Here is a 22,529-nt window from a genome sequence, read left to right on the forward strand (position 1 = left end):
CTCGTTTCCCGCTCCAGATTTAAAAAAGCCCTGATCGAAAATTGGGGCTTTTTTTATTTTCAGCTTTTGGCCAGGTTAAAGTTAGATGCCTGGTGGAATATCTATTTCTCTGGGTATTTCCACAATCCCCTACTTCAATTGATTTATTGATTTAAAAAATAAAAATTGCTTTCTTCAATCTACATCCATAATTTTAGCTTCGTTATACAAAATTACATGCATTAGCGAGGTGCGTATCATACATGGCGCCTTTCTACACTCCAATGTGGTCCAAGCACAAGCGCATTCTATTGATTGGATCATAGTCTTTTTCTGTATTTTCTAGCCTTATATTTACCAGCAAAATAATAAACAAACAGCTTATAAACATCTTTTTCATTATAGAGAAACCTTGTCTCGCATTTATTCTATCCTGATGAGCTGTTTATCTTTAATTTCAGGTGATCAGCTCCTCATTAGAAAATACTGTTTTTTATTTGACGCTAGTGTAGAAATATCTAAATATAGAATCCGAACAAAAATTTAAGAGAAAATAATGACAACAAAGATAGAGGTAAATTATCAACCCGATATTTTAGGGGCTGGCTATGAACAGGTCACCTTAGATCTTCCGAATGATTATGAAGGTCAGGTGGTGGCGACCCTCGTTCGCAAGAAAGCCGCTAAACCGACTAAAAAGGCGGTGCTATATATCCACGGTTTTATCGACTATTTTTTCCAGACTGAAATGGCAGAGCGTTTCAATGAGCAGGGTTTTGACTTTTATGCGCTGGACCTACGTAAATATGGCCGCTCCTATTTGCCGCATCAGAAGTACTATAACGTTCATAGCCTGTCAGAATATGATGCAGAAATTACTCAGGCACTGGATATTATCGGTCAGGAAAGTCATGACGCCGTGCTGCTTTGCGGACATTCAACGGGGGGCTTAACCACAACCTTGTATGCAGCACATCATCCTGATCATCCCCTGATTAAAGCGCTCTGGGCAAACAGTCCCTTTTATGATTTCAATATGAGTCGTCTGGAAAAGAAATTTGCCATTCCTCGAATGGCAGCAATGGGCAAACGTTTTCCAAACTTGCTGTTCCCAAGTCGTCTTAATAAGTGGTATGTCCCGAGTTTGCACGCCAGCCATCATGGTGAATGGAACTTTAACCTCGAATGGAAAAAAGTCCGTTATCCCATGGTGCGTTTGAGCTTTGTACATGCCATTCATGAGGCCCAAAAAGAACTGCATCAAGGTCTTCAGTTAAGCATTCCTGTCCTGATCATGCATTCGCATCAGACGACTTATCCACGAAAATTTAATCGTCATGCACAAAGCAGCGATGTGATCCTGGAAGTGCAGGATATGATTCAGCATGCCAGCAAAATATCGGGCGATGTCACCTTGTGCGAAATTCATAATGGCTTGCATGACCTGGTACTGTCAGAAAAAGCGGTACGGGAACAGGTCTATCAACAGCTGTTTGAATGGTTACAGACCAAAGGACTTTGACCAGTTCATAACCCTCATTATTTGCAAGATAGCGGGAAGGAAAATGATAAATCACCTTCCCCAAAATTTGCTCAAAGATTTTTCATCAAGCAGGTATTAATTGTTATTTTTTAGCAAGGCTCTATGTGCGAAACATCATGTTTTAACGCCTTAAAAATTTAATCTATCCAACCTAGTAAATTGATTTTTATTAAAAATAATAAAATCTCCTTACCCCCGCTTTGTTACCTTTTGTAGCACGCTTGTAAACCCTCGACATAGCGTCAGATTTGCTCTTTATATTAGCTATAACTATTCATTCCAAGATGAGTCTTCGTCTCTCAGCTTTATTTCTCTCACAGCTATAACAATCAATAAAAGGACAAAAATATGCGCTATGCAGATCCAAATACTGACGGTTCAAAAATTCAATTTAAAGCACAATACGAAAACTTTATTGGCGGTAAATGGGTGCCGCCGGTCAAAGGTGAATACTTTGATAATATTTCCCCAGTCGATGGTAAAGTTTTTACCAGAGCACCACGCTCCAGTGTCGAAGATATTGAACTCGCACTCGATGCCGCTCATGTCGCCAAAGCCCAGTGGAATAGTTCATCACCGACCACACGTTCAAATATCCTGCTCAAGATTGCCGATCGTCTAGAGGAAAACCTGGAATTGCTCGCGGTGGCAGAAACCTGGGACAACGGTAAACCGATTCGTGAAACCCTGAATGCAGATATTCCATTATGTATCGACCACTTCCGTTATTTTGCTGGTTGTATTCGCGCGCAAGAAGGCGGCATTTCAGAAATTGACGAAGATACCATCGCCTATCATTTCCATGAACCCCTTGGCGTTGTCGGTCAAATCATTCCGTGGAATTTCCCTATCTTGATGGCCGCATGGAAACTGGCTCCGGCTTTAGCTGCCGGTAACTGTATTGTGCTGAAACCAGCAGAACAAACCCCTGTCAGTATTTTAGTGCTGGTTGAACTGATTCAGGATCTTTTACCACCTGGTGTACTGAATATTGTTAATGGCTATGGCGTTGAGGTCGGTCGCCCACTGGCAACCAACCCTCGTATCGCAAAAATTGCCTTTACCGGTTCAACCGCAGTCGGCCAGCTGATTATGCAATATGCGACTGAAAATATTATTCCGGTAACGCTGGAACTGGGCGGTAAATCACCAAACCTGTTCTTTGCAGATGTGATGGATCAAGAGGATGAATACCTAGATAAAGCCCTGGAAGGTTTTACCATGTTTGCCCTCAACCAAGGAGAAATCTGTACCTGCCCTTCACGTGCACTGGTACAGGAAAGTATTGCAGACAAATTCCTGGAACGTGCAGTTGAGCGTGTCAAGCGCATTAAGACCGGTCATCCACTGGATACCGACACCATGATTGGCGCACAGGCATCGCAAGAACAGCAGGATAAGATTTTGGGTTGTATCGCCACAGGTCGTGAAGAAGGTGCTCAGGTCTTAACAGGTGGTGAAGCACGCCATGAAGTAGGTCAAGGCTTCTACATTGAACCGACCATTTTTAAAGGCACCAATGACATGAAAACCTTCCAGGAAGAAATTTTTGGACCTGTACTTGCCGTGACCACTTTTAAGGACTTTGATGATGCCATTAAAATTGCCAATGACACCATTTATGGCTTAGGTGCTGGTGTCTGGTCGCGTTCAGCCCATACCTCTTATCGTGCCGGCCGTGCGATTCAGGCAGGTCGCGTCTGGACCAACTGTTATCACATTTACCCTGCCCATGCGGCATTTGGTGGTTATAAAAAATCAGGGATTGGACGCGAGAACCACAAAATGATGCTCGATCATTATCAACAAACCAAAAACTTGCTTGTCAGCTACTCGACCAAACCAGCAGGTTTCTTCTAATTCCTGTCTAAGCAAAAGCGAACTTCGGTTCGCTTTTTTATTGACTTGATAATTTTATCTTAAACAAAAAAATAACCGTCCCTCTATCCCAATAAAATCATAAAGCTATCCAAAACAAGTATATATATCCTTCTATGATAAGTATTGATTTTTTTAATATTTTCAATTGGATAAAAAAAATACAAAAATTAAAAACTTCCATATAAAGTCGGCTTTCTTTGCTGAAAAAGACTGTGTATAACAAAGGTCAGTTTAGGGAAACCAATAAGCATAGGCAAAATTGCTCAAAAAGCGTTAGACTATGCAACCAATAATGTCATGATTCGGTCTGAACAAGATCAAAAAAGAAGGTGAAGGTTGATGCCGCTCAATACAGTTGAAGAGCTTGTAGCAGATATCCGTGCAGGAAAAATGGTCATCCTGATGGATGATGAAGATCGTGAAAATGAAGGCGATTTAGTCATTGCTGCCACGCACGTGCGTCCTGAAGACATCAACTTTATGATCACCCATGCTCGTGGTTTAGTGTGTCTGACTTTAAGTAAAGAGCGTTGCCAACAGTTGAATCTTCCATTGATGGTAGATGCTAATGGCGCTCAACACGGGACCAACTTCACGTTATCGATTGAAGCAGCTGAAGGTATTTCTACCGGTATTTCACCTGCAGAGCGTGCGCATACCATTCAAACCGCTGTGGCGGCTCATGCTAAACCTACGGACATCGTACAGCCTGGTCATATCTTCCCATTGATGGCACAACCAGGTGGTGTTCTACACCGTGCAGGTCATACCGAAGCAGGCTGTGACTTATCGCGCCTTGCAGGTTTAGAGCCAGCATCGGTGATTTGTGAAATCATCAATGAAGATGGCACCATGGCACGTCGTCCAGACCTTGAAGTCTTTGCCGAAAAGCATGGCTTGAAAATTGGTACGATTGCTGACCTGATTCATTATCGCATGACCAATGAGCAGACGGTTGAACGTTTAGATCAGCAAACAATTGATACCGAATACGGTACCTTTGATCTGTATCGTTACCGTGAATTAGGTAACCCGGATATTCATGTGGCACTAGTTAAAGGCGAGCCGAAAGAAGGCGTAACGACTGTACGTGTCCACGGCTTTAACCCGACACGGGACCTATTAAAATTGAATAAACAGGACGGCGAACCGGCCTGGAATTTAGACAAGGCACTTAAAGAAATTGCAAGCAGTGATCGTGGTGTCCTAGTCTGGATCGGTCAACGTCATTTACAAGATCTAGGTCCTGCGCTCGATACTTTAAAAGCACCCAAAAATGTGAAATCCAATGCTGCACTGTCGCAGCAGTATCAAACGATTGGTGTCGGCGCACAAATTTTGCGTGATCTAGGCGTAGAAAAAATGAAGCTGCTGAGTTCACCATTACGCTTTAATGCATTGTCAGGTTTTAATTTAGAAGTGGTGGAATACATCACTGCACAACACACATCTTAAGATAAGAATCGAGGTTATTATGGCTGTTCGCCGTATTGAAGGTATGTTACATCTCGCGAACGAAGACCGTTATGCGATTTTAGTTGGTCGTTTTAATAGCTTTGTTGTTGAACATCTGTTAGAAGGTGCCGTTGATACATTGAAACGCCATGGTGTATCAGAGGATAATATCACGGTCGTTCATGCACCTGGTGCCTGGGAACTTCCAATCGTTGCAAAAAAATTAGCAGCGACTGGTAATTTCGATGCCATCATTGCCTTGGGCGCTGTGATTCGTGGTAGCACACCGCACTTCGATTTCGTGGCAGGTGAATGTGCCAAAGGTTTAGGCATAGTTGGTCTGGACGCTGGTCTTCCTGTCATTAATGGCGTACTCACTACGGATAGTATTGAACAAGCGATTGAACGCTCTGGAACAAAAGCAGGCAATAAAGGTAGTGAAGCTGCCTTGACTGCGATTGAAATGGTTAACTTGTTAAAGGCTATTTAAGGCTATGTCGCAAACACTTCAAGCAACTTATGCTGCAAAACGTAAAGCACGTCGTTTTGCTGTACAAGGAATTTATGAATGGCAAATGAGCCACAACCCTGTGCATGAGATTGAAGCACGTACACGTGTGGACAATGCCATGCACAAAGTGGATCTTGGCTATTATCATGAATTGTTGACTCAAGTGGTTGCCAATCATGAAGCATTGGATGCTTTGCTTATCCCTGTGCTGGATCGCGAACTTTCTGCACTTGACGGTGTAGAACTCGCAACACTTCGTTTAGGTGCGTATGAGCTCAAAGAACATCTTGAGATTCCATATCGTGTCGTTTTAGACGAAGCAATTGAGTTAGCTAAACATTTTGGCGGTGCAGACAGCCATAAATACATCAACGGTGTATTAGATCGTTTAGCGACAACTTTACGTGCAGCAGAAAAACAACAAGCAAACTAAGTTTTAAGTAGATTTGTTGTATGGCTGAGTTTTCGATTATCGACACCTATTTCAATCGTAAGAATCAAGATTCTGTCGATTTAGGGGTCGGTGACGACTCAGCCTTGCTCACTCCCCCACCTCACCAGCAATTGGTAATTTGTGCCGACACCTTAGTTGCGGGTCGACATTTTCCTTTAGATACAAACCCACATGCCATTGGCTGGAAATCTGTTGCAGTCAATTTATCTGATATTGCCGCGATGGGCGCCACACCGCATAGTATTTTATTGGCATTGAGCTTACCCCAAATTGATCATGCTTGGCTCAAAGGCTTTAGCCAAGGGCTATACGACTGTTGCGATCAATTTGGCGTGCGTTTAATTGGTGGTGATACCACGCAAAGTCCACATCTGACTCTATCTGTCACAGCACTGGGCTGGGTCGATACAGGCCTTGCTGTACCACGTTCAGGTGCCCAAATCGGTGATCTGATTTGTGTTTCAGGTACGGTTGGCGATGCGGCATTTGGCTTAAAGCATTTAGGTCATGATCTACAAAAGCGTCTGGATTATCCAACGCCACGTTGTGCTTTAGGTGCTGCGCTTAAAGGCCTGGCCAATAGCATGATTGATGTTTCGGATGGTTTGGCACAAGACTTGGGACATATTTTAAAAGCCTCGGATGTCGGCGCAAAGCTGCAACTTGAAAACTTACCACTAAGTACTGCCCTGCACGCCTTAAATGATGAACAAAAATGGCAGTATGCATTGGCGGGTGGCGACGATTATGAATTATGTTTTACAATAAGCCCGCAAAATTATGAAAAATTATTGCAAAAACAACTTGATGATTCGATTAGTATAATCGGCACAATTCAGCAACAGCGCGGCTTAACTTTTGAAAAAGATGGCGTAGATCATTTGCTTCAATTTAATGGGTATCAACATTTTGCATAAACCTTCAATCAATTTTAAAGCCATGTCATGGACCGACCGTTTTATTGTGTTCTGTGGTGTTGGTTTTGGTTCTGGCCTATTACCGAAAGCGCCGGGTACCTTTGGTTCAGCTTTTGCCTTATTGTTTATTCCGCTATGGCTTGCAATTGACCTATCGAGCACCATACTAGCCATTATTCTAATGTCGCTCATTGGCATCTATATTTGCGGGCATACGGCTAAAGTCATGGGTGTACATGATGATGGTCGCATTGTGTGGGATGAATTTGCAGGTCAATCCATTACCTTTTTGCCTTTGCTCTATCTGAATGAAATGAGCTGGATGTGGGCATTGGTCGGTTTTGCTCTGTTCCGTTTATTCGATGTCTGGAAGCCCTGGCCGATTCGTGTCATTGACCGTCAAATTGATGGCGGTTTCGGCATCATGCTGGATGACATTATTGCTGGCCTGTGGGCGGCCCTTTGTATTTTGCTTTATTTTTACTTCACTGTGGCATAAGCCATATTTAGGATTAGAACATGTCAACGACTGTGATTATTCTTGCTGCAGGTAAAGGAACCCGTATGCGTTCCAGCTTACCGAAAGTATTACAACCCCTTGCAGGACGTCCTTTACTGGGTCATGTCATTGAAACGGCAAAAAAATTAAACGCAGATAATATTATTACGATTTATGGTCACGGTGGTGACCGGGTTCAGGCTGCTTTTGCAGAGCAAGAGATTAAATGGGTAGAACAGGCTGAACAGCTGGGTACCGGCCATGCAGTGCAAATGACCTTGCCTGTCCTGCCACAAGACGGCGTTTCGCTGATTCTTTCCGGCGATGTGCCGTGCATTAATCCTGTAACCTTGCAAAAATTACTCGATGCTACTGCAGAAACCGGTATTGGTCTGGTGACGCTTACCCTGCCGGATGCCAATGGTTATGGCCGTATCGTACGTGAACAAGGTCAGATCCAGGCCATTGTTGAGCACAAGGATGCTTCTGAAGAACAACGTCAAATCAAGGAAATCAATACCGGTATTTATGCCGTCAGCAATGCCAAGTTGCATCAATGGCTACCACGTTTAAGCAATGACAATGCGCAAGGTGAATATTACCTGACCGATATTGTGGCTATGGCCCTCGCAGATGGTATGCAAGTTGCATCGGTAGAACCAGAAATGGCTTTTGAAGTTGAAGGGGTAAACGACCGTGTGCAGCTGGCTGCTTTAGAGCGTCAGTTCCAGGCATTTCAGGCCAAACAGCTCATGCAGCAAGGTGTCCACCTGATTGATCCGAGCCGATTTGACCTACGTGGTAATCTAACTGTAGGCACAGACGTTCGTATTGATGTCAATGTGATTATCGAAGGTGATTGCGAGTTAGGTAACAATGTTGAAATTGGCGCAGGCTGTGTGATTAAAAACACTAAAATCGCAGCGGGTACCAAGGTTCAGCCATATAGTATTTTTGATAATGCCATCGTCGGTGAAGACACCCAAATTGGCCCATTTGCACGTTTACGTCCAGGGGCAAAACTTGCTAATGAAGTTCACATTGGTAACTTTGTTGAAGTTAAAAATACCACGATTGGTCTAGGCTCTAAAGCCAACCACTTTACCTACCTGGGTGATGCTGAAGTTGGTGCAGGCTCAAACATCGGTGCAGGGACCATTACCTGTAATTATGATGGTGCCAACAAATTTAAAACAATTATTGGTGATCAAGCCTTTATTGGCTCGAACAGTTCATTGGTGGCACCTGTGAGAATTGGTAACGGTGCTACAGTCGGTGCAGGCTCGACGATTACCCGTGATGTGGAAGACAACAGTTTGGCAGTAGAGCGCTCTAAGCAATTTGCCAAAGAAAACTATCCACGTCCGCAAAAAATCAAGAAATAAGGGGAACAAATATGTGTGGTATCGTCGGTGGCATTGCAGAACGCAGCATTACCAATATTTTGATTGAAGGCTTAAAACGCCTAGAATACCGTGGCTATGATTCAGCAGGTTTAGCCCTGATCAACAATCATCAGGTCCTGCGTGAACGCCGTGTCGGCAAGGTTTCCAACCTTGAACAGGCGGTGAATGAATCACAGATTAGTGGTTCCCTCGGTATTGCACATACACGCTGGGCGACCCATGGCAAACCGACTGAAGAAAATGCCCATCCGCATATTTCTGAAAATGTTGCAGTGGTGCATAACGGAATTATCGAAAACTATCAAGAGCTTAAAGATGATCTTGAAGCTTTGGGCTATGTGTTTACCTCACAGACCGATACTGAAGTGGTTGCCCATCTGATCAATGATGCGCTGAAATCCACCCCGAGCCTGTTAGAAGCTGTACGCCAAGTGATTCCGCAACTAAAAGGTGCTTATGCACTGGGTATCGTACATACTGACCACCCTGATGAACTGATTACCGTACGTGAAGGCTCTCCACTGGTGATTGGTGTCGGCATTGGTGAAAACTTTATCAGTTCTGACCAACTGGCTCTGTTGCCGATTACCAACCGTTTTATCTACCTGGAAGAAGGTGATATTGCCCGTTTGACCCGCACCACCATTGAAGTCTTTGTCGATGGTCAACTGGTCGATCGTCCGGTCAAAGAACTGGATGCTGCGGTCAGCAATGCTTCTAAAGGTGAGTACAAGCATTACATGCTCAAAGAAATTTATGAGCAGCCTGAAGCCATTAAGCAAACCATTTCTCAAGCCTTGAATGGCAATGCGCTACGTGACGATTTCTTGGCACATGCGGTTGAAGACTTTCACAATATTCAGCAAGTGCAAATTATTGCCTGCGGTACCAGCTACCATGCCGGCATGATTGCCAAATACTGGTTTGAACAGCTGATCGATCTGCCTTGCCAGATCGAGATTGCCAGCGAATTCCGTTACCGTACGCCAGTGATTGTAAATCACACGCTGTATGTATGTATTTCCCAATCTGGTGAAACTGCCGATACCTTGGCTGCATTACGTGACACACAGAAACGTGCGGCTACCAAAGGACTAGACATCACCACCATGACGATCTGTAACGTGGCAACATCATCCATGGTACGTGAAACCAATCACAGTCTGCTGACTTTGGCAGGCCCTGAGATTGGTGTCGCATCGACTAAAGCCTTTACCACACAGCTAGCTGCACTGATGCTGTTGGTATTAAAACTGGGTACAGTCAAAAATACAATTTCAGCAGAACAGGTCGCAGCCATTAGCACCGACTTATGGCATATGCCAAAGGTAATTTTAGATACCTTGCATCATGACGATGAAATTTTACGCCTTTCTGAACTGTTTGTAGAAAAGCAGCACTGTCTGTTCCTGGGCCGCGGTACACATTTCCCGATTGCGCTAGAAGGTGCCTTGAAGCTGAAGGAAATTTCCTATATTCATGCTGAAGGTTATGCCGCAGGCGAACTTAAACATGGTCCATTAGCCTTGGTCGACAACGACATGCCCGTGGTGATTCTGGCGCCACAGGATGACATGCTAGATAAACTCAAATCCAATATGGAAGAAGTGCAGGCACGTGGTGGTGAGCTGTTCGTCTTTGCTGATGAAAACAGTGGTATTAAAGCCAAAGACCGTCAACATGTGGTCCATATTCCTGCAGTCAATGCAGTACTGGCCCCGATTGTGTATAGCATTCCGGTGCAGTTATTGTCCTATCATGTTGCAGTGCTGCGTGGTACGGATGTCGATCAGCCGCGTAACCTGGCAAAATCGGTCACTGTAGAATAATTAGAATTGAATCAAGGCTGGGGAACTGGCCTTTTTCTTCTGAATAGAGAGCCTCTAAATGACAAAACTGACGTGCTTTAAAGCTTATGACATTCGCGGCAGATTGGGCAGCGAACTCAATGAAGAGATTACTTATAAAATTGGTCGCGCCTATGGACAAATTTACCAGCCAAAAACCGTTGTGGTTGGTTGTGATGTTCGCCTTAGCAGTGAAGATTTAAAACAGGCCACCATCCGTGGTTTAAATGATGCGGGCGTTAATGTTCTAGATTTAGGTATGACCGGGACTGAAGAAGTTTATTTTGGTGCCTTCCATTTAGATGTGCAAGGTGGTATTGAAGTCACTGCCAGTCATAACCCGATGGATTATAATGGCATGAAACTGGTGCGTGAAAATGCCCGCCCGATCAGTGCCGATACAGGTTTAAAAGAAATTCAAGCGCTGGCTGAAACAGGTACTTTTAATGAGGTTGCAGAAAAAGGCACAACCGAAAAATATAATATCCTGCCTGAATTTGTCGATCATCTAATGACATATATCGACCCTGCAAAAGTTCGCCCGTTAAAACTGGTGGTGAATGCCGGTAATGGTGCTGCAGGTCATGTGATTGATGCAATTGAAGACAAATTTAAAGCTGTAAACATTCCAGTTGAATTTATCAAAATTCATCATGAAGCCGATGGCCACTTCCCGAATGGTATTCCGAATCCAATTCTGGTTGAAAACCGTGACAGCACTCGTGAGGCAGTCATTCAGCATGGTGCGGATATGGGGATTGCCTGGGATGGCGACTTTGACCGCTGTTTCCTGTTCGATGAAAAAGGCCAGTTTATTGAAGGCTATTATATTGTTGGTCTGCTGGCACAGGCTTTCCTGCTGAAACAGGCGGGTGAAAAAATTGTGCATGACCCGCGTCTGGTCTGGAACACTTTTGATATTGTTGAGCAGTTTAAAGGTGAAGCGATCCAGTCCAAGTCTGGTCACTCCTTCATTAAAGAAAAAATGCGTGAACACAATGCCGTATATGGCGGTGAAATGAGTGCACACCATTACTTCCGTGACTTTGCTTACTGTGATAGCGGCATGATTCCATGGTTACTGGCGATTGCGGTACTGTCTGAAACACAGCAATCTCTATCTTCGCTGGTTGAGGAGATGATTGCCAAGTTCCCATGTTCAGGTGAAATTAATTTTAAAGTCGCCAATACCCAGGCAACCATCCAAAAACTTTTCGATCATTATGCCGATCAGAAACCTGAAATTGATCAGACTGATGGTGTCAGCCTGAATTTTGGTAGCTGGCGTTTTAATGTGCGCGCATCGAATACTGAACCATTATTGCGTTTGAATATTGAAAGCCGTCGTGACCAGAATCCACGACCAATGCAAGACTATGTAAATGAGCTGACCCAGCTGATTCAAGGCAGCTGAAGTCAGAAAAAAAGAGCCATATTAAAATGGCTCTTTTTTTTATGCTTGATACTTATCTGAAAAAATTAATCGCGATAGCCTTGTGGATTCTGCTTCTGCCAGTTCCAGCTGTCTGCTAGCATATCTTCCAGACCATATTGTGGCTGCCAGCCCAGTTCTTTTACTGCACGGGTATTATCGGCAAAAGAAGTCGCCACATCGCCTTCACGACGCAGAGCGATTTCAAATGGAATCTGCACCTCGTTGACCTGCTCAAAGGTATTTTTGATTTGTAAGACTGAACAGCCCTGTCCTGTACCAATGTTCCAGGCACGGCAACCTTGTGCTTGCAAACGGTTAGTCAATGCACATAAATGCGCATTGGCCAGATCCACCACATGAATATAATCCCGTACGCCTGTCCCATCTACCGTATCGTAATCATCACCAAAAATAGACAGTTTTTCACGACGGCCCACAGCCACCTGGGTCACATACGGCATCAGGTTATTGGGAATCCCTTGCGGGTCTTCACCAATCTGGCCACTTTTATGCGCTCCAACCGGATTAAAATAACGCAACAAGGCAATTGACCAGCGATCATCAGATGCCGATAGCTTTTGTAGTAGCTGCTCTACAATCAGCTTGGTATAACCATAGTTATTACTCGGCATACCGGTCGGCATATCTTCATTTAAAGGCGAGATATTGGCTTCATCATAGACTGTAGCCGAGGAACTGAAGACCAGACGGAATACACCAGCGCGCTGCATGGCCTGTACCAGGCTGATGGAACCTGAAATATTATTTTCAAAATACGTCAGCGGAATTTGCTGGCTTTCTCCTACGGCTTTTAGACCGGCGAAATGGATCACGGCATCAATTTGATAGGTACTAAAAATCTGATTCAAAATATTTTGATCTAGAATATCACCCTGAATAAAATCCAAAGATTTCGAAGCCAAAGCCTCCACACGATTCAGAGATTCTTTAGAACTATTAGAAAGATTATCTAATACCACGACTTCATGTCCGGCATTTAATAATTCCAGACAGGTATGTGAGCCGATATAACCTGCTCCACCTGTTATCAGTACTTTAGCCACGCTGTTTCCCCCTTAATATTGCAATTAAACCTTGTGTCGAGGCATCCAGTGCGGACACATCCGCCTGTTCTCCATTTAAAATCGGCAAGAGCTGGTTGGCAATTTCCTTGCCTTTTTCGACGCCCCACTGGTCAAAAGGATTGATATTCCACAGCACTGACTGCACAAACACCTTATGTTCATACATGGCGATCAACATCCCCAGACTATAAGGATTGAGCTCTTGCATTAAAATAGTTGAACTCGGCTGGTTGCCTGCATACTGCTTATAGGTCGGTAGGTCGGCCAGTTCACTGGCATCAAGCGCCTGATTACCAAAGGCCAGTAGCCGCGACTGTGCCAGACAGTTGGACAGAGCCAAATGATGCTGTTCAATCAGCGCATCGGCATTGTCGGCATAGGTAAACTGGTTCGCATTATAACGCTGAACCGGCGCAATAAAATCACTGCTCACCGATTGGGTGCCCTGATGCAATAACTGATAGAAGGCATGCTGGGCATTCGGTCCAACTTCTCCCCAGATAATCGGGCAGGTATCCCATTCTACTTTCTCGCTATTACGCTGAATGGATTTACCATTGGATTCCATTTCCAGCTGCTGCAAATAAGAAGCAAAATATTTTAACCGGCCATCATAAGGCAATACGGCATGGGTTTGTATATCCAGGAAGTTATTGTTCCAGACCCCTAACAGTCCCATCAGCACCGGAATATTCTGTTCAAATGCTGCAGTCTGGAAATGCTCATCTACCGCATGGGCACCCGCTAAAAAGTGCTGAAAACCCTGTACCCCGATCGTCAATGCAATAGGCAAGCCAATACAGGACCAGAGCGAATAACGGCCGCCAACCCAATCCCAGAGCAGGAACTGGTTTTCTGGTGCAATTCCCCAAGCAGTCATTTTCTCCGGCTTGGTCGAAACTCCAATAAAATGATGCTGGATCGTACGTAAGTCTTGTCCCAGGGTTTTTTCCAGCCACAGGCGCACCGTTTGCGCATTAGAGAGGGTGTCAATGGTACCGAAAGATTTGGAGGAGATAATAAATAGTGTCGTTTCAGGGCGCAGCTTATGCAGCAGATCAGACAGCTGACTGCCATCCATGGTCGACACAAAATGTACATTGAGGGGACGCTGAGTGGGCTGTTTAAAGTCAGACAGGGCTTGACTGACCATCAGCGGTCCCAGATCCGAACCACCGACCCCGATATTGACCACATCCTGAATCACTTCACCGGTGGCACCGCGGTACTGTCCGGCATGGATTTTTTCTACAAGGGTGAACATGCGCTGTAACTGGGTATGCACCTCGGCAGCCAGTTCAGGATGCTGTTCATTCTGCTCAGGCAAACGTAAGGCCCAATGCATTGCAGCACGCTGTTCGGTATAGTTAACCTGCTCTTGGGAAAAAAGCCGTTTGATCCACTGTTTCAGATCTTGTACCTGTGCCAGTTGCACCAAAGCCTGCAACACGTCCTGATCTATTCGATGTTTACTAAAATCAAAGGTTACCGGCTCCAGATTCACCGAGAAGTACTGAAAACGCTGAGAATCTTGCTGAAACAGCTCTTGCAGATGCTTGTGTTCAAACTGCTGTTTTAAAGTATTTAATCGGCTTAAAACAGTCTCTTTCTCTTCGAGGGGATAAGGTTGCTGAATTACACTCATTAACGTCCTACTCCCTTATAGGCAAAACCTTGTGCTTTCATATACTCCGGATTATAAATATTACGTCCATCCAGGATCAGTGGATGCTGCATGTGATTCAACAGGCTGCGGTAATTGGGACTCCAGTATTGTTTCCAGGCTGTGAGCACGCATAGGGCATGTGCTCCATTTACAGCCTCGTACTGATCTGTGCAATACACCAGATCATCGCGTTGTCCGTAGACTTTTTCAATTTCCGCCAGGGCTTGAGGATCATGCAGCTTGACGGTCACCCCTTGCGCCCAAAGTGCGGTCAACATGGCATGAATCGGGGATTGCTGGATACGCGAGGTATTTTCCTTAAAGGATGCTCCCCAGATCGCTACAGTTTTCCCGGCCAGATCACCATGGTAATAATTCCACAGCTTGCGAAATAGCAGTTCTTTTTGCTGCTCATTAATTTCCCAGACCTGAGCCATTAGCTGGCTTTTCGCGCCGGTGCCTGACACAGTACTGGCCAGGATCTGAATATCATGCGAAAAGTTTTCGCCACCAAACCCGGCCCCCGGATACAGATAAGATGAACCAATCCGGCTATCTGCTGCCAGCCCCTGGCGTACATGCTCAATATCAATACCAAGCTTTTCAGCCACCAGAGCCAGATCATTAATATAGCTGATACGCGTGGCCAGCATGCCAGACACACTCAGTTTGGTAAATTCGGCATCCAGAACCGGCATAAACAGGTATTGCTGTTCACGCGGGAATAACGGCCTGAGCAATTCCTTCAAAAGTGTTTTCGCTGTTTCATTGCTATAGCCGACAATGAGCTGACTGGCTTCGGTCAAGCTGCGTAAGGCATTACCCTCCTGAATCACATCTGGCAAATAGATCCAGTAATCTTCTGAAAGAATCTGCTGGAATTTTTCGGTACCGTGCAGGCCCAAGGTAGAAGCATTGATCATCAGTTTTGGATGAATAATTGGACGCTGCTTGAGCTCACGCAGGATTTCCAGACCCTGACTTTCTTCAGTCGGACTTAAGCTAAACAGATAGATATCAATATCTAAAGGAATCGCCTCAAACTTGCAGTATTGTAAAAAGCCCTTGGCATGCTGCTTGTTCAGTAACTGCTGTACGGCTTCATCCTGTGCATAGACTTGCTCGGAAGACGGTTTTTTCAGCAAATCACACCAGTAGACCTGATGACCACATTCTGCCAGTAAGGCTGCCATGACACCGGCATATAGAGTCTGACCGAATACTGCAATGTTCATAAGGATCCTTGTTATTGTTAAAGTCTGTATTTATAGCTTCAGTTCTTGAATCAGGGCTTTAAAGGACTCACCCAGTACTGGATGATCCACACCATAGTGCAATACAGCTTTCAGATAACCCAGTTTGCTGCCACAGTCAAAGGTCTGGCCTTTCATGCGATAGGCCTCTACCGTATCAGTCTGCTGTAACATGGCAATCGCATCAGTCAGCTGGATTTCATTGCCTGCACCACGTGGGGTCTGTTCCAGTAACTGCATGATTTTTGCCGGCAGGATATAACGACCCACTACCGATAAGTTTGAAGGTGCCGTTCCCACCGCCGGCTTTTCTACAATCCCTTGCATCACGATGCTTTGTCCTTCAGCAGGTGATTCTGCGACATCCACAATGCCATACTGATCCACCAGATGATCCGGTACGGCTTCAACCATAATCTGCGAAGCTTGTGATTCATTAAAGCGTTGAATCATCAAGCTTAAATCATTTTCTGTGTCTGAGTCTTTGACCAATACATCTGGGAGTAGCACAGCAAAGTCTTCTTGACCCACCACTGCTTTGGCACAGAGCACGGCATGACCTAAACCAAGCGGTTGTGGTTGGCGTACACTGATCACACTGACATGTGGCGGCAGAATTTCAGTGATTTCCTTAAGCAGGTCAAATTTCTTTTTTTGCTCCAAGGTGGTTTCCAGCTCAAAACTACGGTCAAAATAGTTTTCGATTGATGCCTTGGAGCTATGGGTGACCAGAATAATCTGTTCAATCCCCGCAGCGACCGCTTCTTTCACCACATATTCAATCGCTGGACGGTCTACCACCGTCACCATTTCCTTAGGAATAGATTTGCTGGCTGGGAGAAACCGGGTACCCAAACCTGCGACTGGCAAAATGGCTTTCTTAATCATAAATAAACTTCACTTAATTAACTTTAATTTCTTTACCACGTTGATAGCCATCAACATAATATTCAAGCTGTGACAAGGCCCAGTCAATATCTGCCTGCATGGCAGAAAGTTCCTGCATTTTATCAAACACTTGTGTAATTTCCTGTAACGGAACGTGTTTTTCAAATGATCTTAGAATACGACTGTGTGACGTAAGCTCGGTATTTTCCTGATCAATCAGCAATTCCTCATACAGTTTTTCACCTGGACGCAAACCGGCATACTGAATTGCAATATCCCCCTCCGGATGCTGCTCATCACGAACTTTCAACCCACTCAAGGCAATCATTTGACGGGCCAGATCCTGAATACGCACCGGCTCCCCCATATCTAGCAGGAACACATCGCCACCCACGCCCAAGGCACCGGCCTGAATCACCAGCTGTGACGCCTCCGGAATAGTCATAAAGTAGCGGGTGACATCCGGATGGGTCACGGTAATCGGCCCACCCTTGAGAATCTGCTGTTTAAACAGCGGTACCACTGATCCCGAAGAACCGAGCACATTGCCGAAACGGACGATACTGATCTGGGTCTGCTGTTGCGCCTCTGCCATCGCCTGACAGTAAAGTTCAGCCATACGTTTACTGGCACCCATGACATTGGTCGGACGTACCGCTTTATCAGTTGAGATCAGTACAAAGGTTTCTACACCTTTTTTCACCGCAGCATTCACGCTGAAGGCCGTTCCCACTGCATTGTTTTTCAGGCCTGCTAGCGGATTACACTCGACCAGCGGTACATGCTTATACGCTGCCGCATGATAAACGGTTTGCACCGCATACTGCTCAATCACACGTTCCAGTTTCTGCTGATCCAGCACCGAGCCCAGAATCGGAATAATCTCACACTGAGACATTAAACGTAGTTCTTTATCAATGTTATACAGGGCAAACTCGGTTAATTCAAAAATAACGATTTTTGCCGGCTGGTTTTTCACAATCTGCCGGCACAGCTCTGAACCAATCGAGCCGCCTGCACCGGTGACCATCACCACTTTATCTTGAATATTCCTGGCCAGAAGCTCCGGCACTGGGGGCACCGGATCACGTCCCAGCAGGTCAATAATATCGACTTCCTGAATATCAGAAATACGGATTTCACCATCGACCAGTTTAGTCAGCCCCGGAATTTCGGTAATTTTTAAATGTGCCGGTTCCAAAAATTTAATGATTTCACTTTTGCGGACCCGCCCGACCGAGGGCAAGGCAATCAGGATTTCATCAATTTTTTGCTTGCTCATGAGTTTTAGGGCGGTCTGGGCGTCATAGACTTTCAGTCGGCCCAGCTGCTGTCCAGTCAATGAGCGTTTATCATCAATAAACATGACCGGCAAATGTGCATTGGAACGATAAAGTGCAGCAGCAACCTGTTGGCCTGCATGACCCGCGCCATAAATTGCAATGCGTTTTTTCTGTACATCAGCCTGCAAATAAGAACGGATAATAAAGCGGATGATGCCACGGCTAAACCAGATCCAGGCAAACATCATAAAGCCAAACATCAGCGGAATAGAGGTCGGAATAAAGGCTGGAGTAAAATAAGCCAGCGCATACAGGCCAGCGACAGTCAAGGCAGTCGCCAGTCCCATTTTGATCATAAACACTTCATTATAAGTACGGACAATGAAGCGGTAGACCCCACAGACAAAAAGCGATGCAACTGCAATCACACTCACCCAAACTGCACCAAAAGCCAGATTAGGCACGACCTCTGCGCCTAAATCAAAAAGGCGAATCGCATAACATAGCCAGATCAAGACCGGAAAAGCACAGAAATCCAGAATAATTAAAAATGCAAGTTTGGCAGCTCGTGGTGATTCTACGAAAGGCGTAATGATCGATTTCACTTGGTACCTTGTCTCAATTCTAATAAATTTTTAATGCATCACGATTTTATTGGTAATTTAAAGTGATATCTCATAGAGAAATGCACCGAATTCGGTGCACTTATCTTGCAAAAGTTTAAGCAACTATTCTATTAATGACCTGTTGAATTGCCGTCACAGTTTTGTTAATACTTTCATCACTTAAAGTTGGATGAACTAAAAACATCAGACTGGTTTCACCCAATTGCTGCGCATTTTTTAAACGCTGTGCTGGACGCCATGGCGTGCCATCAAAGGCATGCTCGAGATAAACTTCTGAACAGGAGCCACTGAAACAAGGCACATTCTGTGCACTGATTTCCTGCATGATCCGGTCACGTGACCAGCCTTCAGGCAAAGCATCGAGATTGACCTGCACATAACATTTATAGGCAGCATGCACATAATCATCGGATGGATAATGGACGCTAAAATAAGGGCTGTCTGCAAATGCCGAATAAATTTTTTCCATATTAGCAAGGCGTTTTGCAGTCCATTCCGGCATTTTTTTTAGCTGAATACGGCCGATCACAGCCTGCATTTCCATCATGCGCCAGTTGGTGCCAAAGGAGTCATGCAACCAGCGGAAACCCGGTGGATGCTGCTTGTTATAGATGCTGTCAAAGTTCTTGCCATGGTCTTTATAGGACCACATTTTTTTCCACAGGGTTTCGTCATTGGTGGTGACCATACCGCCTTCACCGCCTGTGGTCATAATCTTGTCCTGACAGAAGGACCAGGCCGCAACATGACCGATTGAACCGGCAGATTTACCTTTGTATTTTGCTCCATGTGCCTGTGCACAGTCTTCGATCACATACAGGCCTTTATCAGAAGCCAGCTGCATAATCGGGTCCATGTCGCACATCCAGCCTGCCAGATGCACACAGATAATGGCCTTGGTATTGGGTGTGATCACCGCTTCGATGGTACGGCGGGAGATATTTTGGGAGTCCAGTTCGACATCAGCAAAGACCGGGTTTGCCCCAGCCGTTACAATAGAGCTGGCTGAGGCCAGAAAGGTACGTGAGGTAACAATCACATCATCCCCTGCACCAATACCTAATGCCTTGAGTGCGACATCCAGCGCTACTGTTCCATTCGCCAATGCCACGGCATACTGGGTTTCTGCGAACTGAGCAAATTCTTTTTCAAACTCACGGCATTCCTCTCCAGTCCAGTAATTGACTTTATTCGACAACAAAACCTGGGAAACCGCATCCGCTTCTTCCTGAGTAAAACTTGGCCATGGTTCAAATGCAGTGTTTAACATGATGTGTCCTGAATTTTTAAAATTTAAAAACTTATTTTTTCTCTAAGATCCGTGCCGGATTGCCGACTACGGTCACACCCGGTGGAACGCTCTTGGTGACCACAGCCCCCATACCCACCACCGCACCTTTACCAATCACTAAAGGCTTGTCAGGTGAACCCTGTTTAATCACGGCACCTGTACCAATATAGGCGTGATCTTCGATATGGATATTGCCATTGCATTTCACCCCGGGAGCAAAGGTGACGTAATCGCCAATGATGCAATCATGCTCAACATAACTGTATAAATTGGCATGAAAACATTTACCGATCTTGATATTGGAAGTCAGGGTTACAAACGGGCTTAAAGCAGCACCGGGGGCAATTTCTATTGCATCCATGCGCACGACATTATCTGCCTGAACCGTCCATAGCTCAATTGCATCTTGTTCAAGTTTTAGCGCAATTTTTTTACGGATCTGACTATTAGCAATTGCAATGAGAACTGCCTTTCTATCAGCCTTTAGATTTTTAAATGCTGCATAATTTAATGCTCTATGCCCATTAACCGTCATTTCTTCGATCAAACTATCATCAATAAAATAGATTTCGGCATTTATATTCTGACGCTGTAATTGCTGGCGAGCCACAGGCATCAAGCTTCGGCCACAACCTGAAGCACCATAGACGGCATAGATTTCACTCATGAAAATTATCCGTTCTTGTACCGGTAAATTTGGTCATGGTGGCTTCACCCTCGGCACTGATATCATCTTTTGCTAAAACTTTATGTACCGTTTTAAACATGATTTTAAAGTCGAGCCAAATCGACTGATGTTCCACATACCAGGTATCCAGCTTGAATTTTTCTTCCCAGCCAATAGCATTGCGGCCATTGACCTGCGCGTGACCCGTCATGCCCGGTCTTACATCATGGCGTTTGGCCTGTTCAGGGCTGTAAAGTGGCAGGTATTCCATCAGCAATGGGCGTGGGCCAACAATGCTCATATCGCCTTTAATCACATTCCATAGCTCTGGCATCTCGTCCAGACTGGTCGAGCGCAACATTTTTCCAAAAGGCGTTAAACGTTCACTGTCTGGTAGTAGATTACCCTGTTCATCTATAGCATCTTTCATGGTTCGGAACTTGATCATCTCAAAAGGCTTACCATGTAAACCGGGACGCACCTGGCGGAACAAGACCGGAGATCCCAAATTTTTTTTCACTTTATAGGCTACAAAGGCATAGAGTGGTGAAAGCAGGATCAGGGCAATGGAAGCGATGATAATATCGAGAAGGCGTTTTAGCATTTATAGACCTAAGATACGTATTAAGCGTTCATTAACTTTTTCAGCATCAAACTTATTAACTGCGAGTTTATAACTTTCAGCACCCATTAGACGAATTTGTTCTGGATGCTCTATAAAATAAATCATTTTTTCAGCCAACGCTTCTGGATTCCATTTCGGCACTAAAAAACCATTTACACCATCAATTACTGTTTCTCTACAACCAGGTACATCAGTTGTAATAATAGCCCGGCCAATAGCCATTGCTTCTTGTGTGCTCCTTGGCACTCCCTCACGGTAAGATGGCAAAACAAATATATCACAGCTAGCAATCCAATCTTTTACATTAGATACATGGCCAGGATGATCAATAATTCCAGTATTTATTAACTTCTCAAGCTCATATTGCTGTAATGCTCCCATATTTGCCTGATCAATACTGCCTAATACTGTAAATGTTGTATTGGGATATTTTTGCTTTACAATCTGAGCAGCAGCAATAAAGTCATGAATCCCTTTTTCTTTCAATAAACGACCAATAAATAAAAATTTAAGAGGCAAATGAATACTAATCAATGGCTGATATGGATAGTCCTGTAAATTTAAGCCAATCCCTCCTAAAACCTCTACTTTTTTAACATTTATACTATATTTTTCAAGTAAATCTTTAGGATCATCAGGATTTAAAAAAATAAGCTGATCAAGTTGTGGTAATGCTATTTTATATAAAAAAACCTGTATCTTTTTTATGAGCTGAGTTTTTTTACTTAAGCCTTCTGGCTGCTCTGTAAATGTATAGCCTAAACCTTCTAGCATACCAACAACACGCGGAGTTTTCGCTAATTTGGCTGCCAAAGTACCAAAAATGACAGGTTTTGAAAAGTAAGAAAAAACAAGAGTAGGAGCTATATTCTTAATTTTTTTAGAAAGCTTATAAGTACAAATAATATCTGCAATTGGATTTAATCCACCACGGTTTAACTCATAAGTAATTGGAATAGCACCAAGCGACTTAATTTTTGTCAAATCATTTTGAGTATATTCTGAAGTAAAAGCATAAACCTTATGACCATTACTAACCAATAGCCTAATTAATTCTGCACGAAATCCATAAAAGCTTGAAGCTACAGTACCAATAAGAATAATTTTCACAAAAAACCTATTATTTACTAAGAAAGAAGTTAAATTATTTTAAAAAAATATACCTTCTATACTTTAAAAACAAAATAAAAATCGATAACAAAAACCAGAATATAGTTG

19 protein-coding genes are annotated in these 22,529 nt (G+C 44.3%); 10 read left to right on the plus strand and 9 right to left on the minus strand.

Annotated features, from left to right (window positions below; genetic code table 11):
• Nucleotides 1-535 precede the first annotated feature (535 nt).
• The 10 genes from B4033_RS02400 to B4033_RS02445 all read left to right on the plus strand — a co-directional run bounded on the left by B4033_RS02400 (nucleotide 536) and on the right by B4033_RS02445 (nucleotide 11,906).
• A complete protein-coding gene (locus tag B4033_RS02400) occupies nucleotides 536-1,501 on the plus strand; it encodes an alpha/beta hydrolase (protein ID WP_004895817.1) in 966 nt (321 codons plus the stop codon).
• 369 nt (nucleotides 1,502-1,870) lie between these two features.
• Nucleotides 1,871-3,382 carry an aldehyde dehydrogenase family protein gene (locus tag B4033_RS02405; RefSeq protein WP_180185403.1) on the plus strand — a complete coding sequence of 504 codons (1,512 nt, stop codon included), beginning with the start codon at nucleotides 1,871-1,873 and terminating at the stop codon, nucleotides 3,380-3,382.
• 360 nt (nucleotides 3,383-3,742) lie between these two features.
• Nucleotides 3,743-4,858, plus strand: a complete 1,116-nt coding sequence (ribBA, locus tag B4033_RS02410; RefSeq protein WP_004895820.1) for a bifunctional 3,4-dihydroxy-2-butanone-4-phosphate synthase/GTP cyclohydrolase II — start codon at nucleotides 3,743-3,745, stop codon at nucleotides 4,856-4,858.
• Nucleotides 4,859-4,877: 19 nt separating this feature from the next.
• Complete coding sequence (gene ribE / locus B4033_RS02415; protein ID WP_286831815.1) at nucleotides 4,878-5,348, plus strand: 6,7-dimethyl-8-ribityllumazine synthase; 471 nt, start codon at nucleotides 4,878-4,880, stop codon at nucleotides 5,346-5,348.
• A 4-nt stretch (nucleotides 5,349-5,352) separates the two neighbouring features.
• Nucleotides 5,353-5,802: a transcription antitermination factor NusB gene (gene nusB, locus B4033_RS02420; protein WP_004814175.1), complete on the plus strand. Its 450-nt coding sequence runs from the start codon at nucleotides 5,353-5,355 to the stop codon at nucleotides 5,800-5,802.
• Nucleotides 5,803-5,822: 20 nt separating this feature from the next.
• Nucleotides 5,823-6,740 (plus strand): thiamine-phosphate kinase, encoded by a 918-nt coding sequence (gene thiL, locus B4033_RS02425; RefSeq protein WP_076754672.1) that lies wholly within the window; start codon nucleotides 5,823-5,825, stop codon nucleotides 6,738-6,740.
• On the plus strand, nucleotides 6,718-7,239 hold the full coding sequence (locus tag B4033_RS02430; protein WP_004895825.1) for a phosphatidylglycerophosphatase A family protein: 522 nt from the start codon (nucleotides 6,718-6,720) through the stop codon (nucleotides 7,237-7,239). The genes thiL and B4033_RS02430 overlap by 23 nt, the downstream gene beginning before the upstream one ends.
• 20 nt (nucleotides 7,240-7,259) lie before the next feature.
• Complete coding sequence (gene glmU / locus B4033_RS02435) at nucleotides 7,260-8,624, plus strand: bifunctional UDP-N-acetylglucosamine diphosphorylase/glucosamine-1-phosphate N-acetyltransferase GlmU (RefSeq protein ID WP_286831819.1); 1,365 nt, start codon at nucleotides 7,260-7,262, stop codon at nucleotides 8,622-8,624.
• Nucleotides 8,625-8,635: 11 nt separating this feature from the next.
• The gene (gene glmS, locus B4033_RS02440; protein WP_286831821.1) at nucleotides 8,636-10,474 is read left to right on the plus strand and encodes a glutamine--fructose-6-phosphate transaminase (isomerizing); all 1,839 of its coding nucleotides are present in this window, start codon (nucleotides 8,636-8,638) and stop codon (nucleotides 10,472-10,474) included.
• Nucleotides 10,475-10,532: 58 nt separating this feature from the next.
• Entirely contained in the window at nucleotides 10,533-11,906 is a 1,374-nt protein-coding gene (locus tag B4033_RS02445) for a phosphomannomutase CpsG (RefSeq protein WP_286831823.1), read from the plus strand.
• A gap of 65 nt (nucleotides 11,907-11,971) precedes the next feature.
• On the opposite strand, the gene galE is transcribed toward B4033_RS02445, so the two are convergent.
• The 9 genes from galE to B4033_RS02490 form a co-directional block, all read right to left on the minus strand.
• Nucleotides 11,972-12,991 (minus strand): UDP-glucose 4-epimerase GalE, encoded by a 1,020-nt coding sequence (galE, locus tag B4033_RS02450; RefSeq protein ID WP_286831825.1) that lies wholly within the window; start codon nucleotides 12,989-12,991, stop codon nucleotides 11,972-11,974.
• Complete coding sequence (gene pgi, locus B4033_RS02455) at nucleotides 12,984-14,657, minus strand: glucose-6-phosphate isomerase (RefSeq protein ID WP_286831827.1); 1,674 nt, start codon at nucleotides 14,655-14,657, stop codon at nucleotides 12,984-12,986. Before pgi ends, galE begins: the two co-directional genes overlap by 8 nt.
• The gene (locus tag B4033_RS02460; RefSeq protein ID WP_004895836.1) at nucleotides 14,657-15,913 is read right to left on the minus strand and encodes a nucleotide sugar dehydrogenase; all 1,257 of its coding nucleotides are present in this window, start codon (nucleotides 15,911-15,913) and stop codon (nucleotides 14,657-14,659) included. Before B4033_RS02460 ends, pgi begins: the two co-directional genes overlap by 1 nt.
• Before the next feature lie 30 nt (nucleotides 15,914-15,943).
• Nucleotides 15,944-16,819 (minus strand): UTP--glucose-1-phosphate uridylyltransferase GalU, encoded by an 876-nt coding sequence (galU, locus tag B4033_RS02465; protein ID WP_184104240.1) that lies wholly within the window; start codon nucleotides 16,817-16,819, stop codon nucleotides 15,944-15,946.
• 13 nt (nucleotides 16,820-16,832) lie between these two features.
• Nucleotides 16,833-18,707 (minus strand): polysaccharide biosynthesis protein, encoded by a 1,875-nt coding sequence (locus tag B4033_RS02470; protein WP_286831831.1) that lies wholly within the window; start codon nucleotides 18,705-18,707, stop codon nucleotides 16,833-16,835.
• Nucleotides 18,708-18,822: 115 nt separating this feature from the next.
• Nucleotides 18,823-19,998, minus strand: a complete 1,176-nt coding sequence (locus tag B4033_RS02475; RefSeq protein WP_286831833.1) for a DegT/DnrJ/EryC1/StrS family aminotransferase — start codon at nucleotides 19,996-19,998, stop codon at nucleotides 18,823-18,825.
• A gap of 31 nt (nucleotides 19,999-20,029) precedes the next feature.
• Nucleotides 20,030-20,686 carry a NeuD/PglB/VioB family sugar acetyltransferase gene (locus B4033_RS02480; protein ID WP_286831835.1) on the minus strand — a complete coding sequence of 219 codons (657 nt, stop codon included), beginning with the start codon at nucleotides 20,684-20,686 and terminating at the stop codon, nucleotides 20,030-20,032.
• Nucleotides 20,679-21,290, minus strand: a complete 612-nt coding sequence (locus tag B4033_RS02485) for a sugar transferase (protein WP_286831837.1) — start codon at nucleotides 21,288-21,290, stop codon at nucleotides 20,679-20,681. Before B4033_RS02485 ends, B4033_RS02480 begins: the two co-directional genes overlap by 8 nt.
• Nucleotides 21,291-22,421, minus strand: coding sequence for a glycosyltransferase family 4 protein (locus tag B4033_RS02490; RefSeq protein WP_286831839.1), 1,131 nt, complete (start codon nucleotides 22,419-22,421; stop codon nucleotides 21,291-21,293).
• Between the last annotated feature and the right edge of the window lie 108 nt (nucleotides 22,422-22,529).

The organism is Acinetobacter sp. UBA3132, assembly GCF_002364825.1.
In the GTDB taxonomy this organism is placed as follows: domain Bacteria; phylum Pseudomonadota; class Gammaproteobacteria; order Pseudomonadales; family Moraxellaceae; genus Acinetobacter; species Acinetobacter schindleri.

Bases quoted from the DNA above. Each gene is read 5' to 3' on its own strand.
- B4033_RS02400 (WP_004895817.1), top strand. From the start codon at position 536: ATGACAACAAAGATAGAGGTAAATTATCAACCCGATATTTTAGGGGCT.
- B4033_RS02405 (WP_180185403.1), top strand. From the start codon at position 1,871: ATGCGCTATGCAGATCCAAATACTGACGGTTCAAAAATTCAATTTAAA.
- ribBA (WP_004895820.1), top strand. From the start codon at position 3,743: ATGCCGCTCAATACAGTTGAAGAGCTTGTAGCAGATATCCGTGCAGGA.
- ribE (WP_286831815.1), top strand. From the start codon at position 4,878: ATGGCTGTTCGCCGTATTGAAGGTATGTTACATCTCGCGAACGAAGAC.
- nusB (WP_004814175.1), top strand. From the start codon at position 5,353: ATGTCGCAAACACTTCAAGCAACTTATGCTGCAAAACGTAAAGCACGT.
- thiL (WP_076754672.1), top strand. From the start codon at position 5,823: ATGGCTGAGTTTTCGATTATCGACACCTATTTCAATCGTAAGAATCAA.
- B4033_RS02430 (WP_004895825.1), top strand. From the start codon at position 6,718: ATGGGTATCAACATTTTGCATAAACCTTCAATCAATTTTAAAGCCATG.
- glmU (WP_286831819.1), top strand. From the start codon at position 7,260: ATGTCAACGACTGTGATTATTCTTGCTGCAGGTAAAGGAACCCGTATG.
- glmS (WP_286831821.1), top strand. From the start codon at position 8,636: ATGTGTGGTATCGTCGGTGGCATTGCAGAACGCAGCATTACCAATATT.
- B4033_RS02445 (WP_286831823.1), top strand. From the start codon at position 10,533: ATGACAAAACTGACGTGCTTTAAAGCTTATGACATTCGCGGCAGATTG.
- pgi (WP_286831827.1), bottom strand. From the start codon at position 14,657: ATGAGTGTAATTCAGCAACCTTATCCCCTCGAAGAGAAAGAGACTGTT.
- B4033_RS02460 (WP_004895836.1), bottom strand. From the start codon at position 15,913: ATGAACATTGCAGTATTCGGTCAGACTCTATATGCCGGTGTCATGGCA.
- galU (WP_184104240.1), bottom strand. From the start codon at position 16,819: ATGATTAAGAAAGCCATTTTGCCAGTCGCAGGTTTGGGTACCCGGTTT.
- B4033_RS02475 (WP_286831833.1), bottom strand. From the start codon at position 19,998: ATGTTAAACACTGCATTTGAACCATGGCCAAGTTTTACTCAGGAAGAA.
- B4033_RS02480 (WP_286831835.1), bottom strand. From the start codon at position 20,686: ATGAGTGAAATCTATGCCGTCTATGGTGCTTCAGGTTGTGGCCGAAGC.
- B4033_RS02485 (WP_286831837.1), bottom strand. From the start codon at position 21,290: ATGCTAAAACGCCTTCTCGATATTATCATCGCTTCCATTGCCCTGATC.